This is a genomic window from Rhizobium cauense (assembly GCF_019511525.1).
Taxonomy (GTDB): Bacteria; Pseudomonadota; Alphaproteobacteria; order Rhizobiales; family Rhizobiaceae; genus Rhizobium; species Rhizobium cauense.
The window spans coordinates 20908-35114 of the sequence record NZ_JAEUAT010000032.1 but is presented as its reverse complement, the minus strand read 5'-3'; the positions used below and the strand labels follow the sequence as shown (position 1 = coordinate 35114).

Here is a 14207-nt window from a genome sequence, read left to right as displayed (position 1 = left end):
TGTCGTCGCCGTCACCGGCTGTCACCACGTCGTCACCGTCCTCACCCTTGAGGATATCCGACCCGGCATCGCCGACCACGATATCACCGGCACCACCACCAAGGATCGTATCGGCACCACCGGCACCAACAAGGACATCCGCAGCCACTGTCCCGATCAACGTCCGTGCCGCAACCGGCAACGGCGTTGTGCCGTCGTCATCGTCGTCCCCACCAGAGGAGTTGTCGTCATCATCGCCGCCGCCCGAGCTGCCGTCGTCGCCGTCATCATCGTCATCGCCACCCTGGTTCTGATCGTCGTCGTCGCCGTCATCATCGTCATGAGGCTGAGCCTCAATCAACTGAGGTGTTCCAGCGGCATGGAAGCTGATCGAATGTCCGGTCGTCGGATTGCTCAGAGTCGTCATGCCGGCTTCATCGGTGGCGGTACTGTAGCTGGCTGCGGTCGCGCCCTGTGGCAGCTCGATGACGTCTTGTGATCTGAGCGTCCCGATAATGGTGTCCTGACCGCCGTTCGACCGGAAGACGATACGGTGGGCGGAGGTAAGCGCCGAGATGTCGATCACGTCATTGCCGACATCGCCGTCAATGGTAATGGTATTGAGATTGAGACTTGTCGTGCTGAAATCTCCGATAACCACCACGCTGTCGCCTCCGACTGCACCGCCCCCGATACCGCCGGGCGCGCTGACATTGAGGGTACTGACAAATATCTCCTCTATGTTGTCTAGCTCGGCGATCACGGTGTTCGCCGTGGTGCCGTTTCGGGTGATGACAATCTCGGTTTCGGCACTCAGTACCAGACCGGTGATCTGCGCAAGAGCTTCGGTCCGGGTATAGATCCGGAAGGTCTCTGCACCCGTGTCTCCATTCAACCGATAGGTATCGACACCGGCGCCGCCATCGACAATATCGCGACCGCCTGTGCTGCCGGTTTGAGTGATCGTGTCAGAGCCCGCGCCCGCATCGATAAAGTCGTTACCAGCACCGCCATTGATGGTATCGACACTGTCAAGTCCGAAGATGGCCTGCGATCCGGTCGCTCCGACTGCACCGTTAAGGTTGGTGTTGGCAGCATTGTTGCCCGCCACAATCGCATAGTTTACACCTGCAAAGCGCAGCGTCTCGACCGAGGTCAGCGTATCGATCCCATCTGCACCGGTCGTATCCGTCACCGTCACTGTGAAGGTCTGACCGACGAGCGTCGCAGCAAAGCGATAGTTCGTGATTGGCCCGTTGAAGACGGCCGTATCGCCACCGGCACCACCATTGATCGTGTCATTGCCGGCACCGCCGGCGATGGTGTCGGCACCACCGCCACCGTTCAGTGCGTCATTTCCGCCGTTGCCGTTCAGGGTCTCACCCAAAAGTGCGCCGTTCGCGACATCATCTCCCTCCGTTCCATTGAACGGTGTCAGGCCGACCAGACTGCTCCAGTTGACTCCAACGGGAGATGTGGCCGCTGAGACAACCTGTTCCGCGTTGCCAAACCCATCTGTGAAGCTGACGATGACGCGCAATTGAAGTCCAGCTTGAGCCCCGAAGAAGGTCAATGGCAGGTCTTGCGGGGTAAATGACGCACTGGTCGCGCCCGCAATGCTCGTCCAGGTCGTTCCATTGGCGGACGACTGCCATTGATAGCTGAAGGTGCCCAGGCCGTTTGTGTCTGCGACGGACGCCAAGTTCAGCGTCAGAGCCTGCCCTTCCAAGGGCGTCTGATCCAATATGACGGGTGCACCTGTCGCCGGCGAATTGAAGAACATGGCCGTATCAACGATCCGGTCAGCGAACTGAAGCTTTTCGATGTTGAACAGGCGATCGGTTCCGTCCGCCTCGCGGGCACGCCCGGTGGTTGGATCGACAACAACTGGGCCGACCGTTGTATGCGCAACCGTCAAGCTGCCATCGGCATTGCCGGTGATCGTGTAGTTGTCGAAACTGTCCCAGTAGACAGCTGCATCGACATCGCCGGCGCCGCCGCCGTCAAGGATTTCGCGAACGATCTGCAATTGCCCCGGCTTGATCTCGCCCGAATACATCCTTGCCTGGATCTCGGAGAGCTCATCGATGCTGAATGCCGACCAGGTCTGGCCGCGGGACGTATCCGGAGTGACGAGAATGCGTACATTCAGCCACTTGTCGCCATCGATAATGTCGTTGCCGCCCATCCCCTCGATGACGTCGCTGCCAGCGCCACCGAGAATGATGTCCGAAGCATCTGATGTATCCATGACGATTGTTTCGGTTTTGCCCGCAACAGTGACCTGCGTGCGCTGAAGGTGGGCAGTCAACTCCTCGAGTCCGTCTATCAGATGCAGGTTCTTGGCAAGGAGCGCGTTGGAATAGGAGTCCAGCGGCGCGTCTGGATCGACCTGCGTCGCGTTGCCGTTTTCGTCATAGGCTCCGATCACCACATCGCGGCCACGCAACACGTCGTCTCCGGTCCAACCTGAGAGACCTTCCACCAGATCGAACCGGTCTCGAAGGATATTGTTCTGCTGGTTCACGAAGATCGAGATGTTCATGTCGGAGTTGGCAGGCTGAGTGTCACCCTTGTGGATCGCCCAGTCGAAGCCGGCCATGCCGTTGTTGCGCTGAATGCCCGGCCCCTGGAACATGATGTCGTCGCCGGATTCCGCGTCGTAGTCATTGTCGTTGCCACGACCGTTCAGGACGTCGTGACCGATGATGGTCGAATTGAAGAACAGTTCCGAGTTTTCGCCGGCAAGCGTATCGAAGCCGTCGCCGCCTTCGAGCCAGTCGTCACCTTCGTTGCCGGCAACAAAGCTTGGGCCGCTCGCACCACGAATAAAGTCGTTGCCTTCCCCACCGCTGATCGTCTTGCTTTCGCTGCCGCCGTAGATGAAGTCGCTATCATCACCGCCGAAGATCAGGTCGAGACCGTTGCCGCCATTGATGACGTCCTCGCCGGCATCGCCGTGGATGACGTCTGCCGCGCCGACATCCGTGCCGCTGTCGGTGATGATGTCGTCGCCGTCACCACCATGCAGGTGATCGACGCCGAAGCCCCCTTCGAGCCGGTCGTCGCCAGCGCCCCCCCACAGCGTATCGTCGCCTTCACCGCCGATGAGCGTGTCATTGCGGGAGCTTCCGCCGAGCACGACATGCTCGCCGCCGGTAAAGCGGAGATAGTCGACAGTCCCGTCGCCATCGAGATCCTGGCGGATGACAAGCGGGTTGATTGCCTGCAGAATGGGATTGGTTCCGGTCGGATCGACTGAACCCAAACCCGCATTGAACTGCTTTGCCTGATCGATCTCAAGCACGTAGTTCGCCGTCTGGAAAGCCGCGCCGTTCAGGTGAACGTTCTGGTCCTCCGTGTCGGTGTTGCGCATGACGAGCTGGGCAAAGGAGTCCGCTTCAAGTTCGTTGAGCAGGTTGAGGCCCTGAGTGCGGCTCAGGTAGTAGAAGCGGTCACCGTTCTGCAATTTCTCCATCTGTGCTTCGAAGACGAAGTTAAAGGTCGACCCCAGCATGCCGCCGAACGGCATCTTCTTTTCGGCAAGGCCACCAATCCAGAAGTCGACGGTATCCAGACCAGTTGTCGTCACACCATTCTGCAACGAGGCCCACGCCCCCCGGCCGTTGAGGAAATCCAGGCGATCCTCTGGCGCCCCAGTCCCCCCAAGGACGAGCGCGGTCGCTGCTGCGCGCTTGTCCTCAAGCGTTGTCGCGTTCGCAATCGTGGTATGCGTTCCATAGGCCGCGATGAAGTTGATCAGCGAGGCCGGATTCTTCAATGAGAGAGCAAAATCGAACCAGCTCTCGTAGGGCTTCAGCATGCTATCCTGTGTCTGCGCATAGAAGTCGCGGCGCGCAGCGTTGAGCGAGGGCACACCGGTTTCTCGGGCGCGGGTCATGTTGAGCGCAGCAAGATCAAGCGGCAGGCCAACGAGGTTGTTGCGCAGCGCATCGGTAACGTACTCATCGATTTCGTTGCCGACCTGCCGGCTCATGCCACGCAGGATGGCGCCGGCGGCTGCTTCGGCATCGACCCCGCTTTGTGCAAACATGATCGGATTGAGGAAGGCATCCATCAGCTTGACGTCAGCCTGCTCTTGGGCAGTCACTTCGCCGTCAGTGCCGAGCAGCAGGTTCAGGCGGGATACATCTTCGGTCAGCATCGAATGACCGAAGCGATAGACGACGTGGGCGAACTCGGCGGCAATCGCCGGATCGATATCCACGCTGTTGGAGAAGACAAACGGATCGATGTTCGGGGAGACAGCCCGCGCGAACTCCTCGAAGACGAGGTGCTGATAGACCATTTCAGTCGAGAAACGGCCCGCCTGGAAAAGTCTCTCACCATCCCACACGAGGGCGTCGATCTCCGCCTGCGATGAGGGAAGAGCATCGACGGGTTGCAGCAGCCATTCGTTGAGGAATGCAACGTCGGCATCAGGTCCGGAAATCAGCTCCTGCTTGATCGCATCGATCTGTCGATTGTGTTCATGATGAAAGAGGTGGTGGACAGAGGTAAGGCCGATGTTTTCGTTGCCGCGGCCGTCGCCGACGATGTAGTGGGCATCGAGCAGTTCGTTGTCGTAGGCAAGATTGTTGCCGCGGTTGTCGACAGGTACGGCATTGCCCGCCACGAGGTCGTCATCGGGCATCAAGGCCGGCAGTGTCGTCGGATCGCCGTCGGTATCAGCGAAAACCGGAGCAGCCGTATGGGCGATATCATTGAGGAAGGCGCGACCAGCAGAAAGCGCCGACGAAGCCTCCGCCGGGTTGGTGAGATCACCCTCGATCGAGCCGGTTGACGTTACCAGCTGCGGGAAGCCGTTCGCACCGCGCACGAACTCGCCATAAAGATCGGTAGCGACCGCCGGAACCCGGAGCACATCCCGGTCTGTCAACTCGATGCCAAGGATATTCAGGGCCTGCGCCTTGACGTCCGCCCAGGTCGGCGGACCGCCATTGATGCCCTCCAGCATATGGCCGGTCGCGACCGGCTTGGCATCGACAAGAACATATTCGCGCAAGAAGACCTGATGCGAGGGGTTCGACGTATAGACCTGGTTGAGGTCGATCCATGGCGTGGTTTCGTTGGTGTGTTCGCGAACATCGTCAGCAGTGCCAATTATGCCGTCTGCGCCGGGCTGGTTTTGCGCTCGCGTAAGCACCATGAAATTGGTCGGACTGCCCGGCACATAGAGCGGATCGTCCGGATGAAGCGGAATGTAGACCGTGCCGCTGCCGCCCTTGCTGACGAGGTCGAGGCCGTGATCGAAGAACTGGCCGAAGAGCGTGAAAAACCCGTTGAACGGGGCCGTGTCGCCAAGATCGGCTGACACGTTCGGGATAAGAACAGAGTCACCTTCCATGGTGACACCGAGCGCTTGTTCCATCACCTCGTAGGCTGCGAGCTTTGCACTAGATGTCGACGTGACGATCCCTTCTGCGAGCTCGACGGCTTCCTCGGCGGCAGCTATTGCGTCCGGCGACGGCGGTGGCCCGAAAAAAAGAGCTGCCAACGCCCCCTTTGCTGCTGCCAAGGACTTCTCGGCTGCCTTGTAGTCTTCAAAGGCGCTCAGTGCGGCCGCGTAGGCAGCTGCATTTGCTGGCACCGCAAGCACACTGTAGGGATCGCTGTGACCGAGATTGATCAGCGCCGAGATCATGGTTGCAGGATTGGCGATCGATTGGTCGACAACAAGATTGGAAATCACGCGCGGCTGTGAATCGTAGACGCTCCCCGAGGTCTGCGCGTAGCTGCTTCCGGGTGTACCTGGAAAACTCGGTCCGTGCAGTCCTGCCGGCGCCCCCTCGGCTGGATTGAACTGCGCGTCGAGCAGTCTTTGCATAACCTGGTCGGAGGACCCGTAATGCTCCTGCCCGGGGGCCAAATTGTTAAAGCTGCCATCAACGGTCCTCAGGCCATAGGGGACGAGCTGGCTGGAAACGAGTTCCGTCAATGATGTTCCGGATGCATGAGCCTCGGCCACCTTGATCTGCTTCAGGATGAATTCGAGGTCATGTTTGTTGAGCTGGACCATTTTACCCTCCACGATCCGCGTGTCACCGCAGTTTGTTCAAAGCTTCGCCGTCCAGTGCCCGAGGCAGCTGGCTGGCTCTGCTGGTTCCAAGATGTCGTGCGCGCAACCTGCTGAGAGGCTACGAGTGACGATGATCAAGGGTGGCAAATTGCGCGTCCTCGTTGAACATCGAAAAGTCCAACGAAGTATTCGATCAACGTCGGACTAGAAACTCGTGCTTTAGTTTTACGTTGAAGCCAGAAGGGGCCGGAATTTGCCTAGACTTAGGACCAGTTCGCGTCGGCTATTCATTGTAATTATATTTTCTGCTGGAAATCTCGGTGGATATTGAGAGTATGAGCTGACGCGGTGAAACAGGCTGTTCGAGGGGGGCGAGGTTGCTTGGAAGAATCCCGGTCGCCGGAGATGGCGATCGTTCGACTTCACGGAAAACAGCGGTTGCCGAAATTCCCCCGGCGCGGTTTCGGTTGCCGGGCTACGACTGGATGGCACGGCAAACGCTCTCCGTCCGTTTTTTGGCGGCGAGCGGTCTTCTGATCTTGATTGCCGCAACAATAGCGGGGCACCTGATCGCCAGTGTTCTTGTGAGCAATGCAACCAACAGCCGCGCCGCATCGACCGCGTTGCTTGTCCAGCGCATGATCCAGCCAATTGCGCAAGACCTGGAGGTTTCAGGACAACTATCGAATGCGGCGGTTGTCGAGCTCGATCGCCTTTTCGCAGCACCTGAAGTGCGGCAACGCTTTCCCTATCTCGACGTATGGCTGCCCGACGGTACCGTCGTGTACTCCTTGTCAAAAGAGCTTGTGGGCAAGCGTTTCGAGCAGCCTGACGGCCTGAAGCACGCTCTTTTGGGCGAAGTTGCCGCCCGGCATGCCGACCTGCAAGCAGGTGAACACACAGAGCGAAACATCACGACCCCGTACCTGGAGATTTACAGCCCCATTCACGACAAGGACTCAGGCGCCGTTTTTGCTGTCGCGGAGATCCACGAGGATGCCGCCGTAGTCGGTGACCAGCTTTTCTTGCTGCAAGCACAAAGTTGGGGGATCGTCGCGGCAATGTACTTGCTTGTCATGATCGGCCTGTTCGGGATCGTGCATCGCGGCAGCATGACGATTGAGCGGCAACGCAAGCTTCTGAAACGCCGTGCCGAGCAAGCCGAGCGCACGCGAGACGAAGTGCAGGAATTGCGAAAGCGAGATCGGGAAGCCTCTGTCCGCCTTGCAAGCATGAATGAGAATTTTGCGCGTGGCATCGGCGCAGATCTGCATGATGGTCCAGGCCAATTGCTCAGCTACGCGTTACTCCAGCTCGAGCCAGTTCGTGTTGCCAAAAACCGCAGCGCCCGCGACATTGCCATCCACACCGTCTCGTCGACGCTTACGGAAGCGCTCGGTGAAATCCGCACCATCGCCAGGTCTTTGTTGCTGCCAGATATAGAGCGCCTCGATCTCGATCAGATCATCACAAGGGTTATCCGCAACCACGAGGCTCGCACGGGCAGCAAGGTAATTTTCGAGCCGAGTCGTGCCAAGCCCGAGATGCCGGCCGCGATAAAGACGTGCATTTTCCGATTCGTGCAGGAGGGCCTCAACAACGCCCATCGCCATGCTGGTGCAGAGGGTCAGCAGGTCAGATGCACGCTTATCGATGGAAAGCTCACGTTGGCAGTCTATGATCGCGGCGCACAAGCGGAAGGTTCTTCCACCGGCGCGTGCAGCATGGGCGGGACGGGCATGGGCATCCACGGCCTGCGACAACGGGTCGAGAGCCTTGGCGGGACACTCATATTCACTGAGGCACCGTCAGGTGCCAGGCTGGAAATGACGATCGATTTGGAGCACTGAATTGAGGATGCAATCGGCTATTTCGGTAATTGTCGCTGACGATCATTCGCTGTTTCGCATGGGCGTCATCCAGGCCTTCGCCGCGGCAGGCGGCATCAAGGTGGTCGGCGAAGGCGCGAGCAAGGAAGAGGCGATCGCCCTGACGGAAGAGCGGCAGCCTGACGTTATCCTCCTCGACATCTCGATGCCTGGTAGCGGTATCGAGGCGGCACGCGAAATTCGAGCAAGATGGCCCGCCGTGAAGATCGTCATGCTGACGGTTTCCGAGGAAGACGATGACGTGCTGGAGGCACTGGAGGCCGGTGCCACCGGCTACCTGCTGAAAGGGTCGATGGCCCCAGACCTCATCTCTGCTGTCCAAAGCGTTGCCGCAGGACGTTCCTATCTTTCATCGAATGTCGGCATGCGCCTCTACGACGTCCTCCGCAATGTCTCGGAAAGCAGAAAGACAGACAGTCTGATTGGGAAGCTTTCCACAAAGGAAGCTGCGGTCTTTGCGCTGATCGGAAAAGGCCACACGAACCGGCAGATCGCGGAGGCGACCGGCGTCCAGGTTAAGACTGTGAAATTCCACGTCTCACGATTGCTATCAAAGCTTGGACTAAGAAACCGCGTGGAAATCGCGCTGCTGGCGCAGCAGAGCGGCGTCGGCAAGACTGCCCGGGGGTAGTCGGTCCGCGAAACAGCATTTGGACCGGGATCGAGCTTTTGTAGTCTCGGTGCCGGTAAGAACCGTGGACCAGCAGTCGGCCCGGATGTAGCGTCAAACGCGTCTTTTGTTCATTCGCCAGCGATTGACGCTCATCAATCCAATTCGCGCTCATTTTGCCGAGTTCGGCATTGTTGCAGGCATCTGCGGCAACGCACCGCGGGCTATTGACCGAGACCTGTCTGCGGAGAGCACCATAACCAGCGGCTGTGCCAGCGCCGCAGCAAAAAGTTCGGACACCTAAATATCTATGAAAAGTACCGATCGGGACGATCTTGTTTAGGAGAGACAGGAAAGAGCCAGAATCATCCCGCTCGGGACGATCTAGGCCCACCTAGAAAAGCACGAGCACCGGCCTCCCGTGAAAAAAAAGCGGCCTCGCCACAATGCACCTGGCGGTCACTGGGTCTGCTGCTTCCATCTTGATGATACCCTGCAGCGGCTTTGCGGCGATTAGTGCGCGGTTGCTGAGGTCGACCTTGCCACGCTTCGACGAGGAGCACCTTCAAGCCTGACCAGACGGTGGGGACGTGCATGTCGAACGTCCACCTTTATGTGTTTGCCGGAAGCCGGCGGGCCATCATTTGCAACCCCCGAACGGCGTATCTGCGCTTAATCGACTCGTCCAGAAACACCAGAAAAAACAGTACACCACTATGGCATCGACGCCTGGTCGATCATACCTGTAGTCCTCGTTTGCGGTTCGCGATGCATGTGTTTTTGAGCAAGGAAAGACAATAATGACCGAGAAATCCCCCGCCGATAACTTCCCCGCTGGATACGAGCTTCCCAAGGTTTGGACCTGGGAGAAGGGGAATGGCGGACAGTTCGCCAATATCAATCGTCCGGTCGCCGGGCCGACACATGACAAGGAGCTTCCGGTCGGAAAGCATCCGTTGCAGCTCTATTCGCTGGCGACACCGAACGGCGTCAAGGTCGGCATCATGCTCGAAGAGCTGCTTGCTGCAGGCTATTCCAGTGCGGAATACGATGCTTGGCTCATCAAGATCGGCGAAGGCGATCAGTTCGGGTCGGGTTTTGTGGATGCCAATCCGAACTCGAAGATTCCCGTGCTGGTAGACCATTCAACGGCCGAGCCGACTCGGGTGTTCGAGAGCGGCTCGATCCTTCTCTACCTTGCCAACAAATTCGACGCGTTCCTGCCGAAGGACCATAAGGCCCGAACGGAGACAATGAACTGGCTCTTCTGGCAGATGGCGTCGGCGCCGTATCTTGGGGGCGGCTTCGGTCATTTCTATGCTTACGCGCCGATGCTCATCCAGTATGCGGTTGATCGCTTCTCGATGGAGGTCAAGCGCCAACTCGACGTTCTTGACCGGCATTTGGCCGACCATCGCTATATGGCTGGCAGCGACTACACCATCGCCGATATCGCCATCTGGCCGTGGTACGGCGCCCTCGCGCAGGGCAAGACCTATGGTGATGCAGGGACCTTCCTCGATGTTCAGAGCTATCGCAACCTGCAGCGCTGGACGGCCGAGATTGCAGAGCGGCCTGCGGTGAAGCGCGGGCGGATGGTCAACCGTATGTCTGGCGATCCGTCCGAGCAACTGCACGAACGCCACGACGCTTCCGACTTCGATACGAAGACACAGGACAAGATTGGCCAGGCCTAATCGTTGACGCCGGTGGGCGACCACAATCAATCGACCGATAATGCGGCGCCGGGCTCGATAGGGTGTCGGAGCCGCCAGACATACAGGCGTCCGGGCGCTGTCTCCAATCAACACGGCCGCCAAACCTGCTCTCCCAATAGCCGGAGGCGGCTGCAAGCAAAATGCATAAAGGATTGCTGGAGGCGCTTCGCTCGAACCGGATTCTCAGCAGTGATCACGCGTCTTCACTAACGTCGCGCCAGCAAGACTCATCGGTCGCCGTCCAACAGCGCGCAATCCGTGTCTTCGCCCAGCAAGGAATCCCAAGAATGAGCACTGTGTCCATATCTTTCGCCGCCTGAGGGCTTTGCGTGCGTGACCGGTCGACACATCCGCAGGTGTGGTTCATGAAAACCGGGTAAGGCCGCGAGTTGTGAAGCGTATCATAGCTGTACCTTGACGGGCGTAAGACTGTGGATCGCAAGACAACTCCGCCGGCTTGGCTGGATTGAGAGGCGGATCCATGGGGTTGTTTGGAATTTTGCTGGGACTCGGATTGCTGATGTGGTTCGCCTACCGCGGATGGAGCGTCCTGCTCCTGGCGCCGGCGGCGGCCCTTATTGTTGCAGCGGTCTCGGGCCAGCCACTGCTTCCGCACTGGACCTCGACGTTCATGGGCGGCACGGCGCGGTTTGTTACGCAGTGGTTCCCTATGTTCCTGTTGGGCGGTATCTTCGGAAAGATGATGGATGACAGCGGGTCCATCACGTCGATCGCCCGTTTTCTGACCGAGCGGCTGGGCGTCAAGAGAACCATGCTCTCGGTGGTTCTTGCATCCGCCGTTGTCACTTACGGCGGTGTCAGCGTGTTCGTTGCCTTCTTCGTACTCGTGCCGATGGCGCGGGAAATGTTTCGCGCCGCGGACATCCCAGCAAGGCTTATGCCGGCCGCGATTGGCCTCGGCGCCTTTACGTTCACGATGTCGGCGATGCCAGGTACGCCCTCGACGAACAACGCCATACCGATGCCCTACTTCGGGACGACGACCTTTGCCGCACCCGGTCTCGGCATCATCGCTTCGATCATCACCTTCGCCTTCGGCATGTGGTGGCTGGCGCACATAGAGGCGAAAGCGCGTGCCGCCGGAGAGGGCTATACGGATGACGAAGCGGAAGTGCTCATCGATGAGAACGTGCGCGAAAAGGCAACGCTCTCCGGCGATTTTGACCCGAGTGAGCTGACCCACGGCCAAAGGAGCGGCAAACCGCCGTCCTTCCTGATGGCAGTTCTGCCTCTGATCGTCGTTATTAGTGTCAACTTCCTGATGGCATTGGTAGTGCTGCCCAGAATTGACTTCTCCGGAGCTGAAGCCGCTCTGGGTATTAATATCGCTTCCACGATTGGCGTGTGGGCCGTGCTTCTCGCGCTGGCCGCCGCAATCATCACCGTGATTGTCGTGAATTACGGACGCCTGGGCGCATTGCGCGAAAGTCTCGACGCGGGCGCCAATTCGGCTGTGTTGCCGATCATGACCGTTGCAAGTCTCGTTGGCTTTGGCGCGGTGGTTGCGGCCATGCCTGCTTTCAACGTGGTGCGCGATGCTGTCTTAGAGATACCTGGCGGTCCGCTTGTATCGCTGGTCGTGGCGATGAACGCACTGGCCGGGTTAACGGGTACGGCTTCTGGAGGCATGGCCATCGCGCTCAACGCGCTCGGCGCCGAATATATGCGTCTTGCGGCTGAACACGGCATCGATCCGGCGTTAATGCATCGCCTGACAACTATCAGCGCCGGCACGCTCGATGCCTTGCCTCACAACGGCACAGTGCTTCTGCTCCTGCAAATCAGCAAGCAGACACATGCCGGAAGCTATTTTGACATGGTGATGACGGTCATTGTCAGCGTCATCATCTCGCTTGTCGCGGTCTTCGTGCTCGGGTCGATGTTCGGTTCGTTCTGACCAGGCCCCGATTGGCCCATAAGAGCATGAGTTCGATGGAGTGCCTAAGCTACTGGATGTCAATCGTTCCTAGTTTATCAACCTTAGGGAGATTCGTGCCATGAAAAAGATGCATCTTCTGATCCTTGCGCCGTTGCTGATGGTCAGTACGCCGGCATTCGCGCATGTTGGTCATAGTGATCATGGTTCCTTCATTTCCGGCTTCCTGCATCCTCTTTCGGGGCTGGATCATGTTCTGGCCATGGTCGCGGTTGGTCTCGCCGCGGTCATGCTCGGAAGCCGAGCAAGGCTCGTTATTCCTGCAGTCTTCGTCAGTGTTATGCTCCTCGGCTTTGCCGCAGCACTCGCCGGTGTGCCTCTGCCTTTCGTTGAGCCGGTTATTCTCGCATCGGCTGTCGTCATCGGACTGGTGGCTGCCATCGCGCGGCCGACGACTTCGCCCACGCTTGTCGCCGCAGTTGTCGGCGGCTTCGCATTTTTCCACGGGCATGCGCATGGCGCCGAGATGGCAGGTGCAAGCGCATTTTCTTTCGGTGTAGGCTTTGTCCTCGCGACGGCATCCCTGCATGCGCTGGGAATCGGACTGGGCATAGCCCTCGGCCGTCTGACGCAAAGCACGACAGCCTTGCGGATCGCCGGCGGTGCCACGGCACTTGGCGGTGCGCTGTTGCTGGCGAGTTGAAGGGCATAAACAGTTCGATCACTTGTAATTCAACGGCCGGCTTCTGGTAAGCGCTTCGGGAGATATGTGATGTTCCAATCAACATCAGGCGGCCTGCCCCTCCAGCTACTGCGGCTAGTGAGTCCAAGTCAGCCGGTTGGTGCGTTCGCATATTCCCGTGGCCTCGAATGGGCGGTCCAGGATCGCACGGTTTGCGACGAGGCAACCGCCCGCGACTGGATATTCGGGCTGATCGAACACAGCTATGCCGTCTGCGATGCGGCACTGTTTTTGCGCATGTGGCATGCGCTGGAAGCGGATGACCGCGCGGCGTTTCTAAAAGCCGACGCATGGCTCTCGGCGGCGCGTGAAAGCATGGAGGTGGAGTTGGAGGACAAGCAAATGGGTGCATCGATGCTCAAGGTTCTTTGTGATCTGGGCGTCTCCTCCGCGAATTCCTTTAGAGCGGCGAGGCTGACCTACCCGGCAGTCTTTGCTCTCGCCACCACCCATTGGAAGATCGCGTCTGCTGATGCGCTGCGTGGATTGTTGTGGACTGCTGTGGAAGGGCAGGTGTCGGCAGCCATTCGCCTGGTGCCGCTCGGACATACAGCCGGCCAGCGCCTGCTCATCGCGGCCGCTGATGTCATAGAGCGCGCTGCTCGCAAGGCGGAAACCGCAGGTGACGACGAGATCGGCAATGCAGCGCCGGCAATGGCAATGGCAAGCGCATGGCATGAAACGCAATACAGCCGGCTTTTTCGTTCCTAGACGCCGAGGAGCCCCGGCAAGCTGCGAAGCACGCAGCCCAAGCAATCCAAGGAGGATGAGTGCCTTGATTTCTTTGTTCCGCGGGCTCCGGTCCATTCTCATACTTGCTGCCGCGGGCGTATTGTTCGGCGCTTTCCTGATGTTCTGGGAGGCCATTTTGATGCTCGTGGAGACCTTCCGGATGATACGGCTCAATCCGGATATGTCGGTCATTGTCTCGGTCCTTCGCGCCACGGACAAAATTCTCCTGGGTATTGTCCTGATGGTGGTCGGCTGCGGCATCGCCCTTGGCTTTGCCCTCGATATCCCGCCAGAAGAGCGAACGAGACTGCCACAATGGATGATCATCGATACTGTCGCTGAACTGAAAAATCTCTTCTTCCAGATGATCATTCTCTATCTGGTCGTGCATTTCGCCGCTCAGGTGGGTGAAGTGCAAACGCCCCCGCAGTGGGAAGCACTTGTACTTCCGGTGTCGGCGCTCCTTTTGGCGGGCGCGATGAAGTTGACGGCCAGTTCGCACCAATTGGCGGAAGAGTCGCGGCACGAGAGAAGCGAGGGACCCGATAAGAAGAGACCAAATGAGCCCGCGTGAGAGCGCTTGTGTGATCGCGTTCGACT

8 protein-coding genes are annotated in these 14207 nt (G+C 58.8%); 7 read left to right on the top strand and 1 reads right to left on the bottom strand.

Going from position 1 to position 14207, the window contains the following annotated elements; genetic code table 11:
* On the bottom strand, nt 1-6019 hold a 6019-nt coding region (locus tag JNB88_RS34270; RefSeq protein WP_220359000.1), incomplete at its 3' end, for a peroxidase family protein.
* A gap of 377 nt (nt 6020-6396) precedes the next feature.
* Between JNB88_RS34270 and JNB88_RS32045 the strand changes: the two genes are divergently transcribed.
* The 7 genes from JNB88_RS32045 to JNB88_RS32015 all read left to right on the top strand — a co-directional run bounded on the left by JNB88_RS32045 (nt 6397) and on the right by JNB88_RS32015 (nt 14181).
* The gene (locus tag JNB88_RS32045; protein WP_220358999.1) at nt 6397-7869 is read left to right on the top strand and encodes a sensor histidine kinase; all 1473 of its coding nucleotides are present in this window, start codon (nt 6397-6399) and stop codon (nt 7867-7869) included.
* Nucleotides 7870-7876: 7 nt separating this feature from the next.
* Nucleotides 7877-8539: a response regulator gene (locus tag JNB88_RS32040; RefSeq protein ID WP_223217425.1), complete on the top strand. Its 663-nt coding sequence runs from the start codon at nt 7877-7879 to the stop codon at nt 8537-8539.
* A 779-nt stretch (nt 8540-9318) separates the two neighbouring features.
* Nucleotides 9319-10215 carry a glutathione-dependent disulfide-bond oxidoreductase gene (yghU, locus tag JNB88_RS32035; RefSeq protein ID WP_220358997.1) on the top strand — a complete coding sequence of 299 codons (897 nt, stop codon included), beginning with the start codon at nt 9319-9321 and terminating at the stop codon, nt 10213-10215.
* A gap of 502 nt (nt 10216-10717) precedes the next feature.
* Nucleotides 10718-12154, top strand: coding sequence for a GntP family permease (locus JNB88_RS32030; protein WP_220358996.1), 1437 nt, complete (start codon nt 10718-10720; stop codon nt 12152-12154).
* A gap of 100 nt (nt 12155-12254) precedes the next feature.
* Nucleotides 12255-12836, top strand: coding sequence for a HupE/UreJ family protein (locus JNB88_RS32025; protein WP_220358995.1), 582 nt, complete (start codon nt 12255-12257; stop codon nt 12834-12836).
* Nucleotides 12837-12905: 69 nt separating this feature from the next.
* Nucleotides 12906-13586 carry an urease accessory protein UreF gene (locus JNB88_RS32020; RefSeq protein ID WP_220358994.1) on the top strand — a complete coding sequence of 227 codons (681 nt, stop codon included), beginning with the start codon at nt 12906-12908 and terminating at the stop codon, nt 13584-13586.
* 64 nt (nt 13587-13650) lie between these two features.
* Nucleotides 13651-14181: a YqhA family protein gene (locus tag JNB88_RS32015; protein ID WP_220358993.1), complete on the top strand. Its 531-nt coding sequence runs from the start codon at nt 13651-13653 to the stop codon at nt 14179-14181.
* Nucleotides 14182-14207: the final 26 nt, after the last annotated feature.

What these genes read in the sequence shown, in the direction of transcription:
- JNB88_RS32040 (WP_223217425.1), top strand. Translation starts at nt 7,877, where the DNA reads ATGCAATCGGCTATTTCGGTAATTGTCGCTGACGATCATTCGCTGTTT.
- yghU (WP_220358997.1), top strand. Translation starts at nt 9,319, where the DNA reads ATGACCGAGAAATCCCCCGCCGATAACTTCCCCGCTGGATACGAGCTT.
- JNB88_RS32030 (WP_220358996.1), top strand. Translation starts at nt 10,718, where the DNA reads ATGGGGTTGTTTGGAATTTTGCTGGGACTCGGATTGCTGATGTGGTTC.
- JNB88_RS32025 (WP_220358995.1), top strand. Translation starts at nt 12,255, where the DNA reads ATGAAAAAGATGCATCTTCTGATCCTTGCGCCGTTGCTGATGGTCAGT.
- JNB88_RS32020 (WP_220358994.1), top strand. Translation starts at nt 12,906, where the DNA reads ATGTTCCAATCAACATCAGGCGGCCTGCCCCTCCAGCTACTGCGGCTA.